The 23,849-nt window shown below is 59.0% G+C and carries 22 protein-coding genes and 2 tRNA genes; 11 read left to right on the top strand and 13 right to left on the bottom strand.

What is annotated here, in order from left to right; all coding sequences use genetic code 11:
- Positions 1-121 precede the first annotated feature (121 nt).
- Complete coding sequence (locus OK351_RS14210; protein ID WP_265160175.1) at positions 122-667, bottom strand: peptidylprolyl isomerase; 546 nt, start codon at positions 665-667, stop codon at positions 122-124.
- Positions 668-829: 162 nt separating this feature from the next.
- Between OK351_RS14210 and OK351_RS14205 the strand changes: the two genes are divergently transcribed.
- Complete coding sequence (locus tag OK351_RS14205) at positions 830-1,039, top strand: hypothetical protein (protein ID WP_265160405.1); 210 nt, start codon at positions 830-832, stop codon at positions 1,037-1,039.
- Positions 1,040-1,093: 54 nt separating this feature from the next.
- Here the strand turns inward: OK351_RS14205 and OK351_RS14200 are convergent, their stop codons facing one another.
- On the bottom strand, positions 1,094-1,972 hold the full coding sequence (locus OK351_RS14200; protein WP_265160173.1) for a DMT family transporter: 879 nt from the start codon (positions 1,970-1,972) through the stop codon (positions 1,094-1,096).
- 216 nt (positions 1,973-2,188) lie between these two features.
- Between OK351_RS14200 and OK351_RS14195 the strand changes: the two genes are divergently transcribed.
- Positions 2,189-3,331: a glycosyltransferase family 4 protein gene (locus tag OK351_RS14195; protein WP_265160171.1), complete on the top strand. Its 1,143-nt coding sequence runs from the start codon at positions 2,189-2,191 to the stop codon at positions 3,329-3,331.
- 19 nt (positions 3,332-3,350) lie between these two features.
- Here the strand turns inward: OK351_RS14195 and OK351_RS14190 are convergent, their stop codons facing one another.
- The 11 genes from OK351_RS14190 to dnaA form a co-directional block, all read right to left on the bottom strand.
- Positions 3,351-5,240 (bottom strand): BCCT family transporter, encoded by a 1,890-nt coding sequence (locus OK351_RS14190; RefSeq protein WP_371931458.1) that lies wholly within the window; start codon positions 5,238-5,240, stop codon positions 3,351-3,353.
- Positions 5,241-5,444: 204 nt separating this feature from the next.
- Positions 5,445-5,520, bottom strand: a tRNA-Ala gene (locus tag OK351_RS14185).
- A gap of 7 nt (positions 5,521-5,527) precedes the next feature.
- Positions 5,528-5,647 (bottom strand): DLW-39 family protein, encoded by a 120-nt coding sequence (locus OK351_RS14180; protein WP_265160168.1) that lies wholly within the window; start codon positions 5,645-5,647, stop codon positions 5,528-5,530.
- Between the two features lie 31 nt (positions 5,648-5,678).
- Positions 5,679-5,752, bottom strand: a tRNA-Ile gene (locus tag OK351_RS14175).
- A gap of 112 nt (positions 5,753-5,864) precedes the next feature.
- Positions 5,865-6,506, bottom strand: a complete 642-nt coding sequence (locus tag OK351_RS14170; RefSeq protein WP_265160165.1) for a DUF3566 domain-containing protein — start codon at positions 6,504-6,506, stop codon at positions 5,865-5,867.
- Positions 6,503-9,130, bottom strand: a complete 2,628-nt coding sequence (gene gyrA, locus OK351_RS14165; protein WP_265160163.1) for a DNA gyrase subunit A — start codon at positions 9,128-9,130, stop codon at positions 6,503-6,505. Before gyrA ends, OK351_RS14170 begins: the two co-directional genes overlap by 4 nt.
- 64 nt (positions 9,131-9,194) lie before the next feature.
- Positions 9,195-11,195, bottom strand: coding sequence for a DNA topoisomerase (ATP-hydrolyzing) subunit B (gene gyrB, locus OK351_RS14160; RefSeq protein ID WP_265160396.1), 2,001 nt, complete (start codon positions 11,193-11,195; stop codon positions 9,195-9,197).
- 343 nt (positions 11,196-11,538) lie between these two features.
- A complete protein-coding gene (locus tag OK351_RS14155) occupies positions 11,539-12,069 on the bottom strand; it encodes a DciA family protein (protein WP_265160161.1) in 531 nt (176 codons plus the stop codon).
- Positions 12,059-13,222 carry a DNA replication/repair protein RecF gene (gene recF, locus OK351_RS14150; RefSeq protein ID WP_265160159.1) on the bottom strand — a complete coding sequence of 388 codons (1,164 nt, stop codon included), beginning with the start codon at positions 13,220-13,222 and terminating at the stop codon, positions 12,059-12,061. Before recF ends, OK351_RS14155 begins: the two co-directional genes overlap by 11 nt.
- A 59-nt stretch (positions 13,223-13,281) precedes the next feature.
- Positions 13,282-14,409, bottom strand: a complete 1,128-nt coding sequence (gene dnaN, locus OK351_RS14145; RefSeq protein WP_265160157.1) for a DNA polymerase III subunit beta — start codon at positions 14,407-14,409, stop codon at positions 13,282-13,284.
- Between the two features lie 485 nt (positions 14,410-14,894).
- Positions 14,895-16,340 (bottom strand): chromosomal replication initiator protein DnaA, encoded by a 1,446-nt coding sequence (dnaA, locus tag OK351_RS14140; protein WP_265160154.1) that lies wholly within the window; start codon positions 16,338-16,340, stop codon positions 14,895-14,897.
- 512 nt (positions 16,341-16,852) lie between these two features.
- Here dnaA and rpmH point away from each other — a divergent pair.
- From rpmH to OK351_RS14095, 9 genes are all read left to right on the top strand, one after another.
- Positions 16,853-16,990 carry a 50S ribosomal protein L34 gene (rpmH, locus tag OK351_RS14135; protein WP_265160151.1) on the top strand — a complete coding sequence of 46 codons (138 nt, stop codon included), beginning with the start codon at positions 16,853-16,855 and terminating at the stop codon, positions 16,988-16,990.
- A gap of 62 nt (positions 16,991-17,052) precedes the next feature.
- Positions 17,053-17,403, top strand: a complete 351-nt coding sequence (gene rnpA, locus OK351_RS14130) for a ribonuclease P protein component (protein ID WP_265160149.1) — start codon at positions 17,053-17,055, stop codon at positions 17,401-17,403.
- Complete coding sequence (gene yidD, locus OK351_RS14125; RefSeq protein WP_265160394.1) at positions 17,403-17,780, top strand: membrane protein insertion efficiency factor YidD; 378 nt, start codon at positions 17,403-17,405, stop codon at positions 17,778-17,780. The genes rnpA and yidD overlap by 1 nt, the downstream gene beginning before the upstream one ends.
- Positions 17,780-18,733, top strand: coding sequence for a membrane protein insertase YidC (gene yidC / locus OK351_RS14120; RefSeq protein ID WP_265160147.1), 954 nt, complete (start codon positions 17,780-17,782; stop codon positions 18,731-18,733). Before yidD ends, yidC begins: the two co-directional genes overlap by 1 nt.
- A gap of 2 nt (positions 18,734-18,735) precedes the next feature.
- Positions 18,736-19,260, top strand: coding sequence for a Jag family protein (locus OK351_RS14115; protein ID WP_265160144.1), 525 nt, complete (start codon positions 18,736-18,738; stop codon positions 19,258-19,260).
- Positions 19,261-19,315: 55 nt separating this feature from the next.
- A complete protein-coding gene (rsmG, locus tag OK351_RS14110) occupies positions 19,316-19,957 on the top strand; it encodes a 16S rRNA (guanine(527)-N(7))-methyltransferase RsmG (RefSeq protein WP_265160141.1) in 642 nt (213 codons plus the stop codon).
- A 164-nt stretch (positions 19,958-20,121) separates the two neighbouring features.
- Entirely contained in the window at positions 20,122-21,051 is a 930-nt protein-coding gene (locus tag OK351_RS14105) for a ParA family protein (RefSeq protein WP_265160139.1), read from the top strand.
- Between the two features lie 198 nt (positions 21,052-21,249).
- Positions 21,250-22,449 (top strand): ParB/RepB/Spo0J family partition protein, encoded by a 1,200-nt coding sequence (locus tag OK351_RS14100; protein ID WP_265160136.1) that lies wholly within the window; start codon positions 21,250-21,252, stop codon positions 22,447-22,449.
- An 837-nt stretch (positions 22,450-23,286) separates the two neighbouring features.
- Positions 23,287-23,637, top strand: a complete 351-nt coding sequence (locus tag OK351_RS14095; RefSeq protein ID WP_265160133.1) for a hypothetical protein — start codon at positions 23,287-23,289, stop codon at positions 23,635-23,637.
- The last annotated feature ends 212 nt before the right edge of the window (positions 23,638-23,849 follow it).

The following is a 23,849-nucleotide window of genomic DNA, read 5'->3' as shown; positions in this document are numbered from 1 at the left end:
TATGACATATGGTTTCCCACCTCGGGTGTCGGAGAATCGGTCGGTTTTAAAGGACAAGGCCCCGGTGCTCCCAGAATCGGGGAACTACCGGAGCCTCGGGCGTCAGCGACGCAACAACGATCTAGAGGGCTTCGATGTCGATCGAGTCGATGACAACGTCCTCGAGAGGCTTGTCGCGGCCGTCGGTGGCCACGGAGTTCAGGGAATCGACGATCTTGCGGGAGGCTTCGTCGGTCACTTCACCGAAGATGGTGTGCTTACCCTGCAACCAGTTGGTGGCGATGGTGGTGATGAAGAACTGTGAGCCGTTAGTGCCGCGTCCCATACGGATTCCAGCGTTCGCCATGGCCAGCTTGTAGGGGGAGTTGAAGTCCAGTTCCGGATGGATTTCGTCATCGAACTGGTAGCCCGGCCCGCCGAAGCCCTGGCCCAATGGGTCACCACCCTGGATCATGAAGTCGGCGATGATGCGGTGGAAGATGGTTCCGTTGTACAGCGGGGTATCGGTCTTCTTGTCACCGGTCTCAGGATGAACCCACTCCTGCTTACCAGTGGCCAGGCCGACGAAGTTCTCAACGGTCTTCGGGGCATGGTTGCCGAAGAGGTTGACGACGATGTCGCCCTGATTGGTGTGAATCGTAGCTTTATGCGTAGCAATTGCAGTCATGCGTTCATTCTCCCATGAGGTGATGCGGCACCGCTAAAGCCACACTACGCGTTGAGTGAAAACCGATCCTTTTCACCGCGGTACCTTCGAATCGCATAGCCCGTTGGCCCAAAAGTACCTAGGCTGGATGAGGAACAGGTTAACCGGAGTCAAGGAGAACTGATGGCAAAGAAGAAGTGTGGTTTCACGAAGTTCCTCATCGTCGGACTGATAGCAGCTGCGGTGGCCGCATTGGTCGCCGCGTGGAAGGCATCGAATCCGATCGATGATCCGTGGACGCTGCCGACTCCCAAGGCCACGACACATGACCCGGTTGGAGAAGCCAAGACAGCCAGCGTCGATGAGATCCGCGACCTGGCGTCGGAAAAATAGATTTACGCCAACCGACAAGCCTGTATGCGAATTGACGCATATAGGCTTGTTGGTTTAATTTTCTAGTTTGGGGACTACTTGCTGCGCCTGGCCGCGGATGACCAGCACCAAACCACCAAGGATGATCACCAGACCCAGCACCGTGCCGGCGGGCACCAGCTGACCGATCATAAGTGCCGCGATAAAGGCCGCACCCGGAATCTCGAGCAGGATCAGCGTGGAAACCGTGAGTGGTCCCAGAACGGTCAGCAAGTGGTTGAACGCCGTATGACCTAGTATCTGGGCGCACACGGTCAGTGCGACGATCCCGAACCAGCCCCAGGCATCGAAACCCCAGATTTGCTCACCCGTGACGAGGCAGATCACCAGCAACACGACCGAGGTGATGGCGTAACATACCGAGGTATAGGCCCCGGTGCCCATGGTTCGCCGGGCAACCGAACCGGCGAGGGTATATGCCCCTGCAAGCATTCCTCCGGCTATGGCCAGCAAATCCCCAATGATCGCTTCGCGGCCCTGACCCAGGTCGAACCCGGTGATAACCACGACGCCGACGATTGCCAGGGCGATCCCCACGAATACCTTGGCGGTGTACCGCATGCCGCGGAATCGTTGGAAGAGGACGATCCAGACACCCTGGATGCATACCAGGGCGGTGGCGGCGGCAACCGAGGTCATCCTGACCGAGTACATGAAACAGACGAAGTGCAGGGCCAGCGAGACACCGGCGATGGTACAGAAGATCCATTCTCGCCGCCCCATCCGACGGAAGGATGCAGGATCCTTTACGACCGTGGGGGCCGCCAGCACCGCGGTGGCACCCAGATTGCGCCAGAGAGCCATGGCCAGTACCGGTACGGCGGGGAAGGCTGCAATCAGGGGACCGGACGCCGAGACTCCGAGCACACCGACGATTACAAGAAGTATGGTCACCAGCTAAGGTTACAGTTCGCCGACGGGAATCGATATTCGCTCTCCGGTACGGGCACCGGGCCGCGTCGCGGGGCCGGTATCTGGCGCCACCGGCCGGGTCACGGCGGTCGCGGAACCCCACGCCCTGATCGGTCCGGCATGGCCTGATTCCGGATGTTCACCGACGTGGTACCCCGGGTTCATATGGCAGCCATGGGTACCATTCATCCTTGAAACGTGAAGGTCACCATAGTTGCCGAGTCTTTCCTGCCACATATGAACGGTGTCACCAACTCCGTGCTGAAGACCCTGGAGCACCTTCGTGCCCGCGGGCATCAGGCCGAGGTCATCACTCCGGCAACGTCTCTGGCCGATATCCGTCGCCAGCGACCGGTTCCCGACCAGTATTGCGGATTTCCGGTCCGTACGGTGCCATCCATGGCTTTGGCGAGCTATCCGAGCGTCAGGCTTGCTCCGGGCCCGGTGGCATCGCTACGCCGGATGCTCAGCGCGTCGGCCCCCGATGTGGTGCACCTGGCCAGTCCCTTCCTGTTGGGGTGGCGTGCCGTGCGGGCAGCGGAGGATCTGGGCATACCCAGTGTGGCGGTTTACCAGACGGAGGTTCCCAGCTATGCGGCCCGCTACCAGGTGCCCTGGCTGGAGAACCGGCTTTGGGAACACGTCCGTGTTCTGCACAGCACCGCCGACCTGACCTTGGTTCCCAGCAGCTTTTCCCTGGACCAGCTCGAGCGGCTCCGGGTGCCGAGACTGGCCCTCTGGCGCAGGGGAGTGGACACCTCGCTTTTCACCCCATCACGGCGTGATAAAGAGCTGCGGGCCACCTTGGCCCCCAACGGGGAGCGGATCATCGGCTACGTCGGACGGTTGGCCGCTGAAAAACAGGTCGCGGACCTGAAGGTGCTGGCGGACCTGCCGCAAACCAAACTGGTGGTGGTCGGTTCCGGGCCGTTGCGTGAATCCCTGCGCCAGGAATTGCCCGGAGCGTATTTCCCGGGTTTCCTGTCCGGTGGGGAACTGGCCGGGATGCTGGCCAGTTTCGACCTGTTTGTCCATCCCGGAGAGTCGGAGACCTTCTGCCAGACCATCCAGGAGGCCATGGCCAGCGGAGTCCCCGTGGTCGCGGTGGGGCGCGGTGGACCGGTGGACCTGGTGGATTCCTCACGCACCGGGTGGTTGTACGCCCCGGGGGACCTGGCAGGGCTGCGTGCGAAGGTTGCCGACCTGGTGTACGACGATGCCAAGCGCCTGGCCTTTGCCAGCGCCGCCCACGCCAGCGTGCAGGATCGCTCCTGGAAGTCGATCGGGGACCAGTTGCTGGGCCATTACACCCGGGTACGCGAAAGGGCCTACCTCGGTTAGGTAGGCCCCCTGATCCCGGCTACGGGCCGGGTTCCACCGGTGGCGGCCCCTCCCCGCGGCGTTGGCTGCGTGGCATGTCCCGCCAGCTGATCCGGCCGCGGCTACGACTCATCCGGTAATCGATGCGGTCATCCACGTAGGTGCGCAACTCCGGATAGTCCTCGATATTGTCCATGAACTCGCCCGAGATGTGTTCGGTGACCCGCGCCAAGCGCAGCTGCATCTCCTGGTGCTCGAGCACCCGGCTCTCGTAGCGCAGTCCACGCACCGTGGAGATGCACATCAGGATCAGGATGACACTGAAGGGCAACGCCGTGGCCAGTGCGGCGGCCTGGAGCGAGGACAGCCCTCCGGCCAACAACAGGGCCAGCGCCACGAATCCCTCGATCAGCGACCACAGCACACGTGACCAGATTGGCGGGTTGGGGTGTCCGCCGGAGGCGAGCATGTCCACGACCAGCGACCCGGAGTCCGAGGAGGTGATGAAGAAGATCGCCACGAGCACGATGGCCAGGACCGAGAGGATCTGTCCCAGCGGCAGGTCGCCGAGGACCTGGAAAAGCACTCCCTCGGCCGACACTCCGCCGTCCTGGACCAGGTCACCCTCGCCGAAAATCTGTCGGTAGATTCCCGCCCCGCCGAGGACCGAGAACCAGATGAACCCCACGACCGTGGGAACCAGCAGCACCCCGGCAATGAATTCGCGGATCGTTCGGCCCCGGGAAATGCGGGCAATGAACACCCCGACAAACGGCGCCCAGGAGATCCACCAGCCCCAGTAGAAGACCGTCCACCCGGAGAACCAGGTCTGTGAGGCATCATCGCGTTGGAAGGCCCCGACGTCGAAGGTCATGTTCAGGGCATTGGCCAGATAGGCACCCAGGGACTGCACCAGGTTCTGGAACAGGAACAGGGTCGGCCCGAGCAGCAAGACGCTGATCAAAAGGATCCCGGCCATGGACAGGTTGATATTCGACAGCCACTTGATGCCCGCGGTCAGGCCCGAGACCACGCTCATGGTGGCCAGGAAGGTGATGGCTGTGATCAGGATGACCAGCAGCATATTGTCCACGGTGTCCACGATGCCAATGGCATGCAGCCCCGCGGCGATCTGTTGCACACCCAGCCCCAGGGAGGTGGCCACACCGAAGACGGTACCGAAAATGGCCAGGATGTCGATCAGGTCCCCGACCCAGCCCTTGACCTTGTCGCCGAACAAGGGCTCCAGGGCCCAGCGGATGGACACCGGCCGGCCGCGCCGGTGGATCGCGTAGGCCAGCGAAAGTCCGATCACCGCGTAGATGGCCCAGGGGTGCAGACCCCAGTGGATGAAGGTCTGGGCCATGGCCAAGGCCGCCAGCTGCCCTTCGGTGCCTTCCCAGCCCGGTTTGGGGTCCACCGTGGCATAGGTCAACGGTTCGCCCACACCATAGAACACCAGTCCAATGCCCATGCCCGCGGCGAAGAGCATGCAGAACCAGGTCACCATCCCGAATTCCGGTTTTTCGTTATCCGGACCCAGCCGTATCCGGCCGAGCTTGGAGAATCCGATGATAATGGTTAGCGCCACGAACGCGCCCACGACCAGCATGTAGTACCAGCCCAGGTTCTCCACGATCCAGTCCTGGATCCCGGAGAAGGCGGTCTCGGCGGAGTTCGGAGCCAGTACCGCGAAGAACGCTACGGCGAGCACCACGAGCAGGCTTGGCCAGAAAACCGCCGGGGCCACCCCGAAGCGGCCCAACCGCACACCTTGGCGTCGCAGTTTCTCGGTGATCTGCTCGTCGGTATCATCCTCGGCGATATGCATATGCACCGGGATGGGGGCCGCGGAGAGGTCCTCGGGAGGCGGTACCAGAGCAGCCTGGCCCTTCGTGGTCTCGGCCTCGTCATCTTGCGTTGTACTCATGAAGGTATCCGTCCTATGCAGTCTTAGTGCGGCTTATTTCCCCAGCCTTGTATGCTTTGGCCGAAGTTACAAGAACCAACCCCCAAACCGGGGCCGAATTTTCCGTGTTCCATGCGATGGGGTTGAACCGTGCCCCATAACGGGCCGTACCCGGGCCTTAACGCAAAAAAGAACCCCATCCAGCCGGATGGAGTTCTTTTCTTCTGGTGGAGGTAAGGGGACTCGAACCCCTAACCCCCTGCTTGCAAAGCAGGTGCGCTACCAATTGCGCCATACCCCCGAAAGGTTCAGGAAACCTCGTCGGTGACCTGTTGCCAGGTTTCCTTGGTCTCCGCAGAGCCCTTGGCCTTCTTGATCAGAACCACTGCTGCGGCCGCAATCGATCCGAGAATCAGGAGCTTTTTCATGACTGCCTCTTTCTCGACGGTAAGGATTCCGTGGGCGTACCAAGACTTGAACTTGGGACCTCTTCGTTATCAGCGAAGCGCTCTAACCGCCTGAGCTATACGCCCTTACCATTCCCTTCGGAACGAAATAAAACATTACCGGGGTTTGGTCCCGGACACAAATCGAGCCCCGGTGGCATCCATCACAGTTGCTCCCGGGGCCCGATTCGGTGGCTGATCAGTCGTCAGTCAGGGTCACGCCAACGCCGCCGACCAGCGAGGAGGCGATGTTGTACAGCACCGCTCCAAGCATCGAGATCACGCTGATGACCACCACATTGACCACCGACAGGATGGTCGCATAGGAGGCCACCTGGCCCAGCGAGAAGGCGTCGCGCAGATCGAAGCTGCTCTCTGCGCCGATCGCATCGCGCATCAGCTGGTTGAAGCTGTCGAAGGTGCCGGTCAGGTCCAGCACGGCCCAGAAAGCCACGGCGGCAACCACGGTCAGTACACCGAAGGCCACCGACAGCAGGAACGCCAGCTTCAGCACCGAGAACGGCTCCACCTTGGAAACCAGCAACCGTGCCTTGCGCACCTTGGCCTTGGGGGCCGGACGCACCAGCTTCTCCTGGCCGGCGGCAGGGCGGTTGCCCGGGGCTGCCGGGCGGGACCCGGTGGGACGCGCCGCGGCGCCTGCCGGGCGGGCACCGGCGGCCGGACGACCGGCAGCGGTCTGCGGGCGCGCGGGGGCGGGGCGGGGTGCCCCGGGGCGCGGGGCTGCGTTGCCCTGTGCCGGGCGTTTCACCTGGGTGGTTCGTGGTGTCGCATTTGTTGATTCACCATTACCGCTCGGGCGAGGCGTCGATGGTGTGCTCATGCGTTACCTCCGTCAGTGCTTTCATCCACGGCACCCGGCTCTGCGGGGATTGCTGCCACGGATGATTCATCGGTCGTATTTTCTGGATTCAACGGTACTGCACTTTCCTCCGAGTTCTCTTCGAGCTCGGCCTCGGAGTTCTTGGCCACCGCAATGATGTGGTCCTTCTTGTCCGGCTTGGCGAAGATGACACCCATGGTGTCGCGGCCCTTGGACGGCACCTGGGAAACGGCCGAACGCACGACCTTGCCCGAGCCCATCACCACCAGCACCTCGTCGCTGTCCTCAACCACCAGCGCGCCGACCAGCTCGCCGCGTTCCTCATTCAGCTTGGCAACCTTAATTCCCAAGCCACCACGGGATTGCACACGGTATTCGGCGACTTCGGTACGCTTGGCATACCCCTCGTCGGTGACCGTGAAGACGTAGGAGTCATCGCGCACCACATCGGCGGCCAGCAACTGGTCGCCATCGCGGAACTTCATTCCGGTCACCCCGGAGGTGGCACGTCCCATCGGACGCAATGCGGCATCGGTGGCGGTGAAGCGCACCGACTGCCCCTTGCGTGAGACCAGCATCACGTCGTCGGATTCGCTGATCAGCTGTGCGGAGACCAATTCGTCGTCCTCGCGCAGCTTGATGGCGATGACCCCGGCAGTGCGGTTGGTGTCGTAGTCGGACAGCCTGGTCTTCTTCACCAGCCCGTTGCGGGTGGCCAGCATCAGGTACTCGGCGTCCTCGTAGGTCCGCAGGTCCAGCACCTGGGCAATGTGCTCATCGGGTTGGAAGGCCATGACATTGGCCACGTGCTGGCCCTTGGCGTCGCGTCCCGCCTCGGCCAGTTCATAGCACTTGGTGCGGTAGACCCGGCCGTGGTTGGTGAAGAACAACAACCAGTTGTGCGTGGAGGTGACGAAGAAGTGCTCCACCACATCGTCGCCGCGCAGGTTGGCACCCTTCACGCCCTTGCCGCCACGGGCCTGCGAGCGGTAGTTGTCGATACGGGTGCGCTTGACGTAGCCGCCACGGGTGATGGTGACGACCATTTCCTCTTCGGGGATCAGGTCCTCGACGCTCATGTCCCCGTCGTAACCCATCAGGATCCTGGTGCGGCGATCGTCCCCGTGCTTATCGACGATCTCGGCCAGTTCCTCCGAGACGATGGTGCGCTGGCGCTGCGGGTCGGCGATGATGGCCTTGAATTCGGCGATCATCACCTCCAGTTCCGCATGCCGGTCCTGGATCTTCTGGCGTTCCAGGGCAGCCAGGCGGCGCAACTGCATGTCGAGGATGGCCCGGGCCTGGTCCTCGTCGATGTCCAGCAGCTCCATCAGCCCGTCGCGGGCCGCCTCGGTGGTGGGGGAGCGGCGGATCAGCGCGATGACCTCGTCCAGGGCATCCAGGGCCTTGAGCAGCCCGCGCAGGATGTGGGCTTCCTCCTCGGCCTTCTTCAGCCGGTACTTGGTGCGCCGCACGATCACTTCGATCTGGTGGGTGACCCAGTGGCGGATGAACCCGTCCAGCGGCAGGGTGCGTGGCACCCCGTCGACGATCGCGAGCATGTTCGCGGAGAAGTTCGACTGCAGTTCGGTGTGCTTGTAGAGGTTGTTCAGCACCACCTTGGCCACTGCGTCGCGGCGCAGGATGATGACCAGCCGCTGGCCGGTGCGGCCACTGGTTTCATCGCGCATATCGGCGATGCCGCCGATTTTCCCGTCACGGACCAGATCGGCGATCTTCATCGCCAGGTTGTCCGGGTTGGCCATATACGGCAGTTCGGTGATGACCAGGCAGGTGCGGCCCTGGAGTTCCTCGACGTTGACCACCGCGCGCATGGTGATCGAGCCGCGCCCGGTGCGGTACGCGTCGGCGATGCCCTTGGTGCCCAGGATCATGGCCCCGGAAGGGAAGTCCGGGCCCTTCACCCGCTGCATCAAGGCGGCCAGCAGCTCCTCGCGGGAGGCCTCGGGGTTCTGCAGGTACCATTGCACACCCTCGGCGACTTCGCGCAGGTTGTGCGGTGGGATATTGGTGGCCATACCCACGGCGATGCCCGAGGAACCGTTGACCAGGAGGTTCGGGAAACGGGCCGGCAGAACCGTGGGTTCCTGGTTCTTGCCGTCGTAGTTGTCCTGGAAGTCAACGGTGTCCTCGTTGATGTCCCGGACCATTTCCATGGCCAGCGGGGCCATCTTGGTTTCGGTGTAACGCTGGGCGGCGGCCCCGTCGTTGCCCGGGGAGCCGAAGTTGCCCTGGCCCAGGGCCAGCGGGTAGCGCATGACCCAATCCTGGATCAGGCGCACCAGCGCATCGTAGATCGCGGTGTCACCGTGCGGGTGGTACTGGCCCATGACCTCGCCGACCACGCGGGCGCACTTGTTGTAGGCGCGTTCCGGGCGGTAGCCGCCATCGTACATCGCGTACAGCACGCGGCGGTGCACGGGCTTGAGCCCGTCACGCACGTCGGGCAGGGCGCGTCCCACGATGACCGCCATCGCGTAGTCCAGGTAGGACCGCTGCATTTCGGTTTGGAGGTCGACCTGGTCGATACGGTCGATCGTGTCGCCGGCGGCTACGATCTCACCGTCGATCGGCTCGTTCTCAGGAGTCTGCTCGTCGCTCATTTCATCCCTTTGGGTAAGTCAAGAATTCTTTGGTGCTGGGGGTGCAGTTCTTCGGCTGCGGATCCTAGATGTCCAGGAAGCGCACGTCCTTGGCGTTCTGCTGGATGAAGCTGCGGCGGGACTCGACGTCCTCGCCCATCAGCACCGAGAAAACCTCGTCGGCCGCGGCCGCGTCGTCCATGGCGACCTGGCGCAGGGTGCGATGGGCCGGATCCATGGTGGTGTCCCACAGCTCGGAGTAGTCCATCTCGCCCAGGCCCTTGTAGCGCTGGATGCCGTTTTCCTTGGGCAACCGCTTGTTCGATGCCGCGCCCTTGGCCAGCGAGTCATCGCGCTCCTTGTCCGAATACACGTATTCGTGGGCGGCGTTGGACCACTTGATGCGATACAGCGGCGGCTGGGCCAGGTAGACGTAGCCGTGCTCGATCAGCGGGCGCATGAAACGGAAGATCAGCGTCAGCAGCAGGGTGGTGATGTGCTGTCCATCCACATCCGCGTCGGCCATCAGCACGATCTTGTGGTAGCGCAGCTTGGCCATGTCGAATTCCTCGCCAATGCCGGTACCGAAGGCGGTGATCATCGCCTGGACCTCGGCATTGCCCAGGGCACGGTCCAGCCGGGCGCGCTCCACGTTCAGGATCTTGCCACGCAACGGCAGGATCGCCTGGGTATGCGGATCGCGGCCGCGCTTGGCCGAACCGCCGGCCGAGTCGCCCTCGACGATATAGACCTCGCACTCCACCGGGTTCTTCGATGAGCAGTCCGAGAGCTTGCCCGGCATGCCGAAGGATTCCATGGGGGACTTGCGGCGGGCGTTGTCGCGTGCCTTGCGGGCTGCCAGACGCGCCTGCGAAGCCATCTGCGCCTTGCGGATGATGTCCTTGGCCGCGGACGGGTTGCGCTCGAACCAGTCGCCCAGTTCCTGGTTCACGATGCCCTGCACGAAGCCGCGGGCCACGGAGTTGCCCAGCTTGGTCTTGGTCTGGCCTTCGAACTGCGGTTCGGAGAGCTTCACCGAGATCACCGCGGTCAACCCCTCGCGGGCGTCATCCCCGGTGAGGTTGTCGTCCTTTTCGCGCAGGATCTTGTTATCCCGGGCATACCGGTTGATCAGCGAGGTCAACGCGGCGCGGAAGCCCTCTTCGTGGGTACCGCCTTCGTGGGTATTGATGGTGTTCGCGTAGGTGTGCACGGATTCGGCGTACGCGGTGGTCCACTGCATGGCCACCTCGATGCTGATCCCGCGTTCGGTGTCCTCGGATTCGAAGGCGATGACCTCGTCATGGACCAATTCGATCTTCTTGGCCTGGTTCAGGTGCTTGACATAGTCCAGCAGGCCGTTTTCGTAGAAGTAGTCCACCACGCGGGGCTTCGGTGCGGCATTCTCGCCGGTCTCGTCCTCTTCGGTCTCGACCTCGTTGTCCAGAACCCGTTCGTCGGACAAACGGATACGCAACCCCTTGTTCAGGAATGCCATCTGCTGGAAACGGGCACGCAGGGTCTCGAAATCGAACTCGACCGTGTCGAAGATCTCCGGATCCGGGTAGAACGTCTGCTGGGTGCCGGTGGCCTCGGTGGCCCCACCCTGGGTCAGTTCTTGCCGGGTCACCCCGCCGTCGGCGAAGGAGATGCTCCATTCGTGGCCCTGGCGGCAGATCTTGGTCTCCACCCGTCGGGAGAGCGCGTTGACCACGGAAATACCCACACCATGCAGGCCACCAGAGACGGCGTAGCCGCCGCCACCGAATTTGCCGCCGGCGTGCAGGATCGTCATGACCACTTCCACGGTGGGTTTGCCCTCGGTGGGATGGATATCCACCGGAATGCCGCGGCCGTTGTCCTCCACGCGCACACCACCATCGGACTGCAAGGTGACGTTGATGGTGTCGCAGTATCCGGCCAGTGCCTCGTCCACGGAGTTGTCCACGACTTCATAAACCAGGTGGTGCAGGCCGCGCGGACCGGTGGAACCAATGTACATGCCGGGGCGTTTGCGGACCGCTTCCAGCCCCTCGAGCACGGTGATGTCCTGTGCGCCGTAGGTATGCTCGACTTTGGAAGACATCGATTCCGTGGAGCTAGGGCTGTTGGCCGGCTCCTGCGGTGAAGCGTTTTCGGTAGACACGGGTGCTACGTACTCCTCGAATTTTGATGCGCAGACCGACGGCCCGGATCGCTCCGGTATCTCCGCGGTCAAGTTCTTGTGTCCGGCTGGATGGAAAACTATCCGCACAGCAACGACACACTTGCTTCAATTCTACCCGGTAGATAGAAAATTGCTGGGATCGGCAGCACAAAACAGGCCACTAAACGCACAAGAACCGACATCTGAGCGTTTTGGGGTGATCATCTGAGGGGGGATCCAGCATGGGGGTGCGTGGGTGCGCCATATGGCGCACCAGCAATTGTCAGCCGTAGGTGTCCCGGGGGCCGCGTCCGGTCACCGAGCGCCGACCATGGCGCCAGGATGGGGCATTCGGTCCGAGAACCCGGATCACGGTGACGATCCCGGTTCCCAGTTCGGCGTCGAAACGCTTAAGCAGTTCATGGCTGAGCAAGCGCAGCTGGGTGGCCCAGGAAGTCGAATCACAACGGACCACCACCACGGTGTCCTCGAAGGATTCGGGTTTGCAGTGGGCGGCGATTTCCTCGCCCACGATCTCGGACCAACGCCCCAGTACCGACCCCACTGCCACCTGGGTGCCCCATCCCCGGGATTTGGACAGCCTGCCAATGACTTCGCCGATGGCTCGGGGGTCACGCCCTGCCGTGCCGGGCACCGATGGTGCCGGTTTGGTTCCCGCGTTTCGGGCGGACTTGCGTTGTTGGACCCGGGCCATCCGGGCCGCGTCGATACGCACCTCGCCGCGTTCCTCGGCCAGTTTGCGCATCCGGTTCAGCAGCGCCTTGGCCGGGTCGATTTCCTCTTCAGGCGTCATCGACTTGTCCCGGACTCACTTGGAAGAACGCACCTTTCAGAGCCTTCGGAACATCCTCTGGCACCGCGGCTGTCACCAGCACCTGCTCCGCACCGGCCACGATATGGGCCAAACGGTCACGTCGCGTGGCGTCCAGTTCCGCGAACACATCATCGAGAATCAGGATCGGACCGGCACCGGGTCGGGGGTCGTCATCACCGAAAACCCGGTAGGCGGCCAGCCGCAGAGCCAAGGCAAAAGACCAGGTTTCCCCGTGGGATGCATACCCCTTGGCTGGCGTGTGGCCCAGATACAGTGCCAGATCGTCGCGGTGCGGGCCGAAGAGGGTGATGCCACGTTCCAGCTCCCGGCTCCGGTTGGCTTCCAGCGCCTGCAGCAGCAGTTCCTGCAGCTGGTCCTGGCCCAATTGCGGAAGTTCCGAATGGTCGAGTTCAGCGGTAGGCCCCTCGGAGCTGATGGAGCTGAGATACTGCATGCTGGCGGTCTTGGCCCCATCGGCCAGATCAGCATAGGCAGCGGCCATATACGGCTCGAGCAGTTCAAGAATCTTCAACCGGCCGCGCATGATCCTTGCACCGGTAGCAGCCAGCTGAAGATCCCAAGCCTGCAATGTCGCTTCCTGCGAGGTGCTTAATGCGGACCTACCGCGCACCGATTTCAACAGGGCATTTCGCTGTTTAACAATCCGGTCGTAATCGGTCTTGGTTCCAACCTCCACCGGTCGGAGTGAAAGCAGCAAATCATCCAGGAACTTGCGACGAAATGAAGGTTCGGATTTGATCAGGGATAAGTCTTCGGGCGCGAAAAGCACGGTGCGCACGATTCCCAGGATCTCACGTGCCCGCACCGGGTTTGCCCTATTGATCCGGGCCTTGTTGATCTTTCCGCTGGTGATCTCCACCTCGAGGGACGAGACACGATCGGCATGATGCACGGTTCCACGGATAACCGCCCGTTCGGTCCCGAAACGCAGCAACGGTCCATCATTGCTCACCCGGTGCGATGACAGGTTAGCCAGGTATCCGATCGCCTCGACGATATTCGTTTTACCTACGCCATTGGGACCGATTAATACGTTGATGCCCGGCGATAAACGCACGTCGGCTTGCGCATAGGAGCGGAAGTCGGTGAGCGAAAGCTGAGAGATATACACCAAGGTCCCTGAAATGAATTGCGGTGGGTGGCTTATCCGCCACCCACCGCAAGAAGTTGTTAGTTCGCGTTTGGAAGGCGGACCGGCATGACCAGGTAACGGTACTGGTCCTGGTCTTCTTCATCCAGTGACGCCTGACCGGTCATCATGGCCGGTTTTGGTGCGCTAGTGAAGGAAAAACGCACGAATTCGGTATTAAAGGAGCTCAGACCTTCACCCAGGAACGTGGGGTTGAATGCCACGGTGATGTCCTCGCCGGATAGCTGCGTTTCGATGGCCTCCTCGGCCTGGGCATCTTCACCGGTGCCGGCATCCAAGGTCAGCTGTCCGTCGGTAAAAGCCATGCGTACCGGGGTGTTGCGTTCGGCCACCACTGATACGCGCCGAACCGCTTCACTGAGTTCGTTGGCACGCACTGTGGCATGGATTGGCGTATTTTCCGGGAACAGTGAACGGATCTTGGGGTAGTCTCCGTTGATCAGCAATGACGTGGTGCGCCGGTTTGAGCTTTCAAAGCCCACCATTTCCCCGTTGTCGCTGATGGCGATCTTCAACTCCCCGGCGTGCGCCAACGTCTTGGCGACCTCATTTAAGGTCTTGGCCTTGATGAGCAGGGAAGTGGAAATCTCCGGCTGGTTCGGCTTCCAGTTCAATTCGCGCATCGCCAAACGGTACCGGTCCGTGGCCAGGAAAGTGATCAGGTCATTTTCGATTTCGACCTTGATTCCGGTCAACACCGGCAATGTGTCGTCCTTCGAAGCTGCGACAATAACCTGGGACACCGCCTCGGCAAAACGTTGCCCGTCGACAGTACCGGTGACCTCGGGAAGCTTGGGAAGATCCGGGTATTCATCAACAGGCATGGTAGCCAGGTGGAACCGGGAACGGCCGCAGCTGACGGTGATCTTTGATCCCTCGGTCTCAATAGTCACCGTGGATTGCGGAAGGCTGCGGGTGATATCGGCCAAAAGACGTCCCGAGACAAGAATCGCGCCTTCTTCAGCAATCTCCGCAGGAATCTGGATATGCGATGAGATCTCGTAATCGAAACCTTCAAACCGGACCAGCCCTTGTTGGGCAGTGAGCAAGATGCCTGCCAGAACCGGTGAAGGCGGACGCTGCGACAAAGACCGAGCGGTCCAGGATACGGCTTCAGCCAATACATCCTTTTCAACGCTGAACTTCACGAATCAATCCGCCTTTCGGAGCGTACAAGTTTTACTTCAAGCCTGTGGGCAAGCTTTACCGAGTTCTTAAGCATAGACAACGAACCCAAGACCAATCTCAATCTTGCCACGTTTAGAGTCCTTGATCTCACTCGGGGATGGGGATTCTGGATTCTCGGTGCGGAGAGTACCGAAATAGTTGGTTTTCGGTACTCACGAAGTGGGCGAACGGGGAAGGACTCGTTATTTGAGGATCTAGGTATTAAAGGTAGGAGTGTTAATAACCCCTGTGGATCCTGTGGATAAGCCCTTAAAGGCCAACCAGGTTCACGATTGTGCATGTGTACAGTTTGTTACTAACCGTGGAACTCAGTTCCATTGACCTGTTGATACTCAGTTCCACGGATTTTGGAGTCCACAGGGACCCCTCGAGTTATCCGCAGGCAAGCACGGACCTATCACCATTTCATCCACAGAATTATCCACAGCTGTGATTATCGTTTCTGTCAATGCTCGCGCTGGCTCTGCTTGATCCGGTTGGTCAGCTCCGTGACCTGGTTGAAAATGGCCCGTCGCTCGGCCATTAATTCACGGATCTTCCGGTCCGCATGGATAACGGTCGTATGGTCGCGACCGCCGAGTTCGGCACCGATCTTCGGCAAGGACATATCAGTCAGCTCACGGAGCAGGTACATGGCGATTTGGCGTGCCGTCACCAGTGTGCGGGTTCGTGATTTGCTGTTCAGCTCATCGATGGATAGCCCGAAATACTCTGCGGTCTGCTTGATGATGGTGGAAGGAGTGATTTCCTGCGCACCATCTTCGCTAATCAGGTCCTTGAGAACGGTTTCCGCCAAGGCCAAGTCAACCTGCTGGTTGTTCAAAGAGGCGAAGGCGGTGACTCGAATCAGCGCACCTTCCAATTCACGGATATTCGTTGAGATCCGCGAGGCAATATACTCCATCACATCACTGGGCGCCGACAGGTTTTCCGCATCCGCTTTTTTACGAAGAATCGCGATGCGTGTCTCGAGCTCCGGAGGCTGAATGTCCGTGAGTAGGCCCCATTCAAAACGCGAACGCATCCGGTCCTCGAACCCCTGCAGCTGTTTGGGCGGCAAGTCAGAGGTGATCACTACCTGCTTATTGTGATTATGCAAGGCGTTGAAGGTATGGAAGAACTCCTCCTGGGTGGCATCCTTGTTGGCCAAGAACTGGATGTCATCGATCAGCAGTATGTCCACATTGCGGTAGGTCTGCTTGAAACTGGCACCTTCATCGTCGCGAATCGAGTTGATGAAGTCGTTGGTGAATTCCTCCGAATTCACGTAGCGAACCCTGATGCCCTTGTAGAGATGACGGGCATAGTGGCCAATGGCATGCAACAAGTGGGTTTTACCCAGACCAGAATCACCGTAGATGAACAGTGGGTTGTACGCCTTTGCTGGGGCTTCGGCCACCGCCACGGCTGCAGCATGGGCGAAGCGATTCGACGAACCGATGACGAAGGTATCGAAAATGTACTTGGGATTCAGTCGTCCGAACTCCTGGGAGTTCGACGGGGGAGTGGGTTGCGGAGCAGGTTTAGGGCGAGGGCCGGTCGCCGTGGGTGATTCCTCATCCTCGATCAGGACCGTGGGCGCTGCCGGTTCTTCCTCCGTGGCCTCGTCCTCGGAATCCTCGAGCGTGAGATCCACGCTCACCGCACAGCGGATTTCCTTCTGGAACACGATCCGCAGAGCATCATCGAGGGGCTCACGCAGTTGTGTTTGCAGAATATCCCGGGTGAAATCGTTGGGTACGGCGACCAGCAATGTGCTGCCGATCAGGCCTTGTGCCTTGGCCAATGAAACATACGGCCGGTGCCTGGCCTTAACACGATCGTCGTTCTCGATCTGACGGATCACCTGACGCCATGAGCTGCCAATGGTATTGGTCTCGTCACTGCTCACGTAGGTGCTCCACTTCCTTAGGTAATGCAAGATTGGTCACATTGATGCACTGAAACGGGCACCAAACCACCTCGGTTGACCGGGGCGTGAACTCTGATTCTAGCGCTCATCCACAGCGTTATGCACAGATCTGGGGAAAAAGTTGGCATGATGCCTGTGGAAAACACCTTTTCCCTTGATATCAGCGCTTTTTGAAGGCCGGGATGACGTGGAACTTCGCGGATGCTTGTGAAGTTTGTTTCGTTTTCCAGTGCGTAATCCACAGATTGAGGGTAGATTGTACACAGGTGCCCGGCCTAGCTTTTGGCAGTGGAGCGGATTGTGCTGCGAATTTGACGTAGGGCGCATATTTTTCTATCGTTATTTAGTCCTATGCGTGTGTTTTGTGCCCTGCTCAGAACATTAGAAGAGCCCACGAAACCTCGCATTTTTAACGTACGAGCGTCAGCCTGTTGTTTGCTTACTTCTAGTAACGGGCAAGTCGCATCCCTAGATCGTCTTGGAGATATACCGTGAGCAAGCGGACTTACCAGCCAAATAACCGTCGTCGTGCCAAGAAGCACGGCTTCCGTCTTCGTATGCGTACCCGTGCGGGCCGTGCCATCTTGTCGGCACGCCGCACCAAGGGCCGCAGCACGCTGTCCGCATAACCTTGCGGCAGCTTTTGGTCACAGGGCGATTGCCGGAGCGAATGGGTTCCGAATAGCCAGCCATGTTGCCAAAGAATCAGCGACTGCGACTTTCGCAGGACCTTTCAGCCACAGTACGTTCCGGTGTCCGAAGCGGGCGCCGGAACGTCGTGCTATATGCACGTCGCCAGAGTGAGCCTGGAAACGGCGACCGGGTTGGTTTTATTGTCTCCAAAGCTGTCGGCATTGCGGTGAAACGCAACCTGACCAAGCGGCGGATGCGGGAAATAGCCCGCGAATTGCGAACCGACGATGGCAATCTGGATATCGTTGTGCGCGCCCTTCCGGGAGCCGCGGAACTCGACTGGGTCGAGCTCAAGACGCAGGTATCCACCGCATGGGCTTCGGTCGTACGGAAATGCGGCGATCGGTAATGCGCATGGACACTGAACCTCGCACTGGGCCGCTCTGGTTCGTAATTGATATTCCGCGCAATATCCTGATTGGCCTGCTGATTGCCTATCGCAAGATCATCTCCCCGCTGTACGGGGATGTGTGCAGATACTTTCCCAGCTGTTCGGCCTACGGGCTGGAAGCCGTGACCCAACATGGAGCGGTGAAGGGCATAGGGCTTACCGCGTGGCGAGTATTGCGGTGTAATCCCTTCAGCCATGGCGGAGTTGACCATGTACCGGACGGCCGGCGGATTTGGCCAGAAGGTAAACTGCCCAAGATCATAGTTTTGAATCATCCTGTGATTCCCGACGATGAAGACACCGCAACGTGCGGACACAAGGAGCCTGACCGGTAATGAATTTCTTAGACACGATACTGACACCGTTCACGTACGTTGTCTCGTGGATCCTTTGGGCATTCCACGAATTGTTCACCCTCATTGGCATGGACGAAGGATCCGGTGTTACCTGGACACTTTCGATCATCTTCCTCGTGTTGCTGATCCGTACTGCGCTGATCCCGGTCTTCGTGAAACAGATCAAGGCCCAGCGTGCGATGCAGGCACTGCAACCGGATCTGCGGAAGCTGCAGGCCAAGTACAAGGGCAAGACGGATCAGATGTCCCGTCAGGCCATGGTGCAGGAACAGCAGGCCCTGTTCAAGAAGCACAAGACGAGCCCGCTGTCTTCGTGCTTGCCCCTGTTGGTGCAGATGCCGTTCTTCTTCGCACTGTTTCGGGTGCTCAACACTGCGGCATCCGCGAGCAATGAAGGACGAGGAATCGGCGCCCTGGGTGCCGATCACATCAGGAGTTTCGATAACTCGACCATTTTCGGTGCTCCACTGTCCGAGACCTTCCTTGGAACGATCAACTCCGGTTCCGTCAACTTCGCAGTGATCATCGTTGCCATCTTCATGATCCTGGCAATGACCGCTTCACAGTTCATCACCCAGCGTCAGCTGATGACAAAGAACATGACCAAGGAAGCCCTCGAGGGCCCGTTCATGCAGCAGCAGAAGATGATGCTGTACATCCTTCCGCTGGTCTTTGGCATCGGTGGTATCAACTTCCCTATCGGTGTGCTGATCTACTGGACTGCCTCGAACCTGTGGACCCTGGGACAGCAGTTCTGGGTCATCCGGAATAACCCCACCCCAGGTTCCGAAGCAGAACGCGAACTGAACCGTCGACGTGCGGACAAGGGACTTCCTCCCGTGGGACAGAAGAAGGTCGAAGAAGAACCTGTTGTCGAGCCCAAGGTCCAACGTCAGCAGCCACAGCGCAAGAATCGTAGGAAGAAGAAGTAGCAATGACTGCAACTGAAAATCCAGAGGTTTCGGAAACAGAAGATCAGCTGGAAACCATCCCGCAGGACATCGTTGACGAAGGCGAGGTAGCAGCGGACTACCTCGAAGAGCTGTTGGATATCGCAGATCTCGATGGTGATATTGACATCGAGGTTCGCGGTGGACGCACCTACATTTCCATCGTCACCGAAGACGACGAAGCAGACCTGTCCAGCCTGGTTGGCCAGGACGGCGAAGTGCTTGATGCACTGCAGGAATTGACTCGTCTAGCTGTATTGAGCGCGACTGGTGAACGTTCACGCTTGGTACTGGACATCGCCGGCCACCGGGCTTCACGGGCCGAGAAGCTCCGTACCCTCGCCGAACAGGCGATCAGCGACGCCCGCGAGTCGGGGGAAGCGGTACATCTGGAACCAATGAGCGCCTACGAGCGGAAGCTCGTCCACGACATCGTGGCTGACGCCGGTTTGCATTCGGAGTCCGAGGGTGAAGCCGCCCGCCGTCACATCGTAGTATCCACACTTTAGCAATCAAGGAGCCCACCATTCGGTGGGCTCCTTTGTCCCAGGGAGATAGTTTTCAATGGATCAGGATCTGAGCCTGACGGCTGAAGAGGTCGTTGCCGCCGAGCGGATCTTCGGAGACCGCCTGGAGCTTGCCAAGCGATATGTAGAGCACTTGGCTACTTCCGGGATCGAGCGAGGCCTACTGGGCCCTCGCGAAGTGCCCCGCCTATGGTCCCGTCACGTGTTGAACTGCGCGGTGATCGAATCCCTAATGGGTCAGGATGCCGAAGTCGCCGATATCGGCAGTGGCGCGGGTTTGCCTGGCTTGTGCTTGGCCATAGCCCGCCCGGACCTGAAGCTGACATTGATCGAACCCCTGGAACGTCGTTGTATCTGGCTTAGCGAAGTCATCGACGACCTGGAATTGCAGAACGTGACCGTCATGCGTGGCCGTGCAGAACAGATGGTTGATGTGGTCAATGCGGACTACGTGACAGCCCGTGCGGTATCTGCCCTGTCGAATCTTGCGGGTCTGACCATCCCCCTGTTACATGGAAACGGCGAATTGATTGCCATCAAGGGCCGCTCGGCGGCTGAAGAGGTTACGAAGGCCGCCAAGGTAATTCGCAAGCTTGGTGGGACCGCCACGGAGGTCCTGACGATCGGAGAGCAGCTGCTCGAGGATCCTACAACGGTGGTTCGTATTAAGGTTGGTTAGCCGCAAGGCGATAGTCTAGTAACTGATAATGGTATCTTTCAGGACATTCACACCTTAGCTCCTGTAAAACAACTATTATCATTTGATCTTTTTGTTTCACGTGAAACATGAAAGGTGTCTACACCAGAACGTAGAACACTTATTCACGAGAAGGAGTGCCAACTTTGACCAAGGGTAAGAATTCGTCGAGTAACGTCTTCGATATTAACGATGCGTCTTCCCCGTTAGCTAGTCAGCTGGCCAGCGAGCATCGCCGCCGTGAGGCTCTTTCGGAAAAGTCGGTGCCCATGCCTGAGAAAACTCGCTATTTCACGATATCCAATCAGAAGGGCGGGGTAGGAAAGACCACCACTACGGTCAACCTGGCCGCTGCATTGGCCAAGAACGGCCTGAACGTCTTGGTGATTGACATTGACCCACAGGGCAACGCCTCGACTGCGCTCGGCATTGAACACCACGCTGATGTCGACAGTATTTATGATGTGCTCATCAATGATTTGCCATTGAATGAGGTTGTTGCCACCTGTCCGGATTTGCCCAGCCTACAAGTCGCTCCCGCAACCATCCACCTGGCCGGTGCCGAGATTGAGCTCGTGTCGGTGGTTGCTCGTGAACAACGCCTGCAGAAGGCCTTGGACGCCTATGCGCGCTGGCGTCAGCGCGAAGGCCTGCCCCGCCTGGACTACGTATTCATAGACTGCCCTCCGAGTCTGGGCCTATTGACCGTCAATGCTTTCGTGGCAGCCAGGGAAGTTCTGATTCCCATCCAGTGCGAGTACTATGCCTTGGAAGGGTTGAGCCAGCTACTGAAGAATATTGAAATGATCCAGAAGCATTTGAACTCGCGATTGACTGTTTCCACCATCCTGCTAACCATGTATGACGGACGCACGAATTTGGCCGCCCAAGTCGCCAATGAAGTCCGGGAGCATTTCCCGGAACAGGTTCTGACTGCCGTCATTCCTCGAAGTGTTCGTATTTCAGAAGCACCGAGCTATCAGCAGACAGTCATCACGTATGACCCGAATTCGACTGGGGCCCTGTCTTACCTGGAAGCTGCTGTGGAGATGGCTGAACGAGGCGCGCCCAAATAACTCCTGTTTACCCTTGCAGTCGGTACTAAACAAGGTGATTTCGTTTGGATCTGAGCTTATTTGCAAACAAAATTCGCTGACTATGTGTTTGTTGATGTTCGCAAAGTGATCCTTGCAATGACTTGCCAAGTTCTAAGCCCATTCACCAGTAGACTAGTTAACGGTTGAGGTTAAAGCATGAAAGGGCGTGCCAACACGATGGCTGAAAAGAAGCGTGGCTTGGGTCGGGGACTTGGAGCTTTGATTTCCAGCTCTCCCGCGGTCGCAAACGAGCCCGAAGAGACTGTTTCACGTGAAACATCATCGAAGAGCACCACAAAGCCAGAAAGTGCCTCGGAGAAGTCCCTGCGCCCCGTAGATATGTTCTTTGAACCGGGACGCAAAACCAGTGCAAGCTCGGGAGCAGCGGGTTCTTCACGTGCTTCTAAACGCGGACGTGCGCCCATGCCAGATCTGACGTCAACTGTGAAGCCAAGAGCCGTCGTTCCTAAGCCAGCCGAGCAAGAAGGCACCGTGGAAGCAGCGTCAAAACCTCCACTCAAAGTCGCATCTGACCTTGATGATGGGCTGGTTGATGTTCCTGGCGCTAAGTTTGCTGAAATCAGTGTCACTGACATTCATCCGAATCGGAAGCAGCCTCGGTCTCATTTCGATGAAGAGGACATGGATGAGCTAGTTCATTCGATCAAGGAGATCGGGCTACTCCAACCGATCGTCATCCGTCCGTCGAGGGAAAAGGGCGCAGAGCCCTACGAGCTAGTCATGGGCGAACGCCGTTGGCGTGCCACACAAGTCGCCGGCCTCGCCACGATACCGGCGATCATCCGTGACACCCAGGATACTGACCTCCTGCGTGATGCACTGTTGGAGAACCTGCACCGTTCCGAGTTGAATCCTCTTGAAGAGGCTGCTGCTTATCAACAGTTGTTGCAAGAGTTCGAATGCACGCAAGAAGTGCTTTCGGCACGGATTGGACGATCACGCTCACAGATTTCCAATACAATTCGCTTGATGAAACTTCCAGCGTTGGTGCAACGGCGTGTAGCTGCGGGAGTCCTCTCGGCGGGACATGCCCGTGCGCTGTTGGGTCTCGCTAACAGCGAGGCCATTGAGCAACTGGCGCAGAGGGTAATTAACGAAGGTTTGTCAGTTCGTGCTACGGAAGAAGCCGTGGCGTTGAGTGACGACAAGCCAACAAAGAAGCCGGCCTCCAAACCCCGTGAAACAGTGAGAAATGAGCGTTTGGATTTCCTTGCATCATCCTTGTCGGATCGTCTGGATACCAACGTCAAGATTGCGTTGGGTAGCCGTAAGGGCAAGGTAAGTATCGAGTTCGCTTCGGTCGAAGACCTGAATCGAATTATGGATGTACTTGCACCGGAGATATCCGAAAAGTAGCAATTCCATCCACCGCAATGGCCATGTTTCACGTGAAACATGGCCATTTGCTTTAATGTCTTGGCCGTTCCACTCCGTACAGTTGATCTGCTTCTTCTTGCCGAACGGACCTTGGTCATGGAGGCCCGCAACGTATCTGATCAAGCTTCTCAGTTCTCCGAAATCACCATTCGAGAGGGAAATCCGGTGCCCACCTTGAATCGTTCCTCGAATTATTCGTTCAGTGGCCAAGCCGCTGTAAGCGCTGGTTACCAGCGGCATACGTGAAACGGTCAGTGATCTCTGAGGATACACCGGCGTATTCATCCGGGTGCGTGGAAAAACTGCCGTACGGAGTCCAGATGGAACCAGTGATTGAATAGGATTTTCGTGCATTGGTGAGGATCTCCTTTCACCTCGGGCCTAGAGAGGAAGGTTGGGGAAGCGCATCACTGTAGGTGCCGAAACTGCCAGGATTTGAGCCTTGTAGTGAGGATGGTCTTCCATTGCTCTGATGTTCAAAGACGTAGTGTCATAGTCCCTACAAGCTATGTCGGGAACAGACAAGCGCTGCCCCGTCCCGATTTGAGGTCTATGAGCACGAACGTTTCACGTGAAACATTCCGTGATGGGTGGAACGAGTTTCCCGGCGTAATTGGACATCGCCAATATTGATGCGGGGGTTGCTGTCTCGCACGGAGTGGGGGAGTGGATGCGTAATCCCGCGGTGTAACCAAACGGTAGCACTGATGTAAGTACCCGGTGTGTAAGTACCCGGTAGCATCTCAGACGTTGTGGGACGGAAGGACGAGCCTCACCCACGGCCACCAGGTCGTGACCGGTGAAAGGAAACCCTTCATGCCCGACTGCAATAAAATCATGGACTTGTTGGTCCAGGGCCACTCCTACGGCCAGGTCCAAGCCCTGGCCGGTTGCTCTCATCGAGCAATCTCCAAGGCCAACCGCGTACTGGACGAAGAGCAGTTCAGTACCCGCGAACAGCTTCGCGACCTCTCCGCCAAAGAGCTGGACCGGTTCTTCAGTGACGAAAGTAGGCAGGCTGCCAGCCAGTTCGTAGCTATCGATGTTGAGGCAGTGCTCAAGGCCCGCATCGGGCGTAAAAAACTTGCGTTGACGGTTCTTTGTGCCCGGTATCTGGGTTCCGAAGGTACCGGTAAAACACGTTTTTACTGGTATGAGCGGTTCTGAATGCTCGACTCCCGGAGATCCGCCCAATACTCTTGTTCAGTGCCACCCTGCGTCAGTATGTTTGGTGGACGTAGAGCTGGTGCGGGAGCGATTTTCCAGCTTTGTTTTCCAAGGGGTGACGGAATGTGCCGGCGTTTCCGTCCGTGGCATCGTCGAAAGTTCTGTCGTCGAATCCCTATGGCAGTTCGGGCCTTCCAGCGCTGTGAAGGGTC

The organism is Glutamicibacter sp. MNS18, assembly GCF_026107515.2.
Lineage (GTDB): Bacteria > Actinomycetota > Actinomycetes > Actinomycetales > Micrococcaceae > Glutamicibacter.
This window is presented reverse-complemented; position numbering and strand designations above follow the sequence as displayed.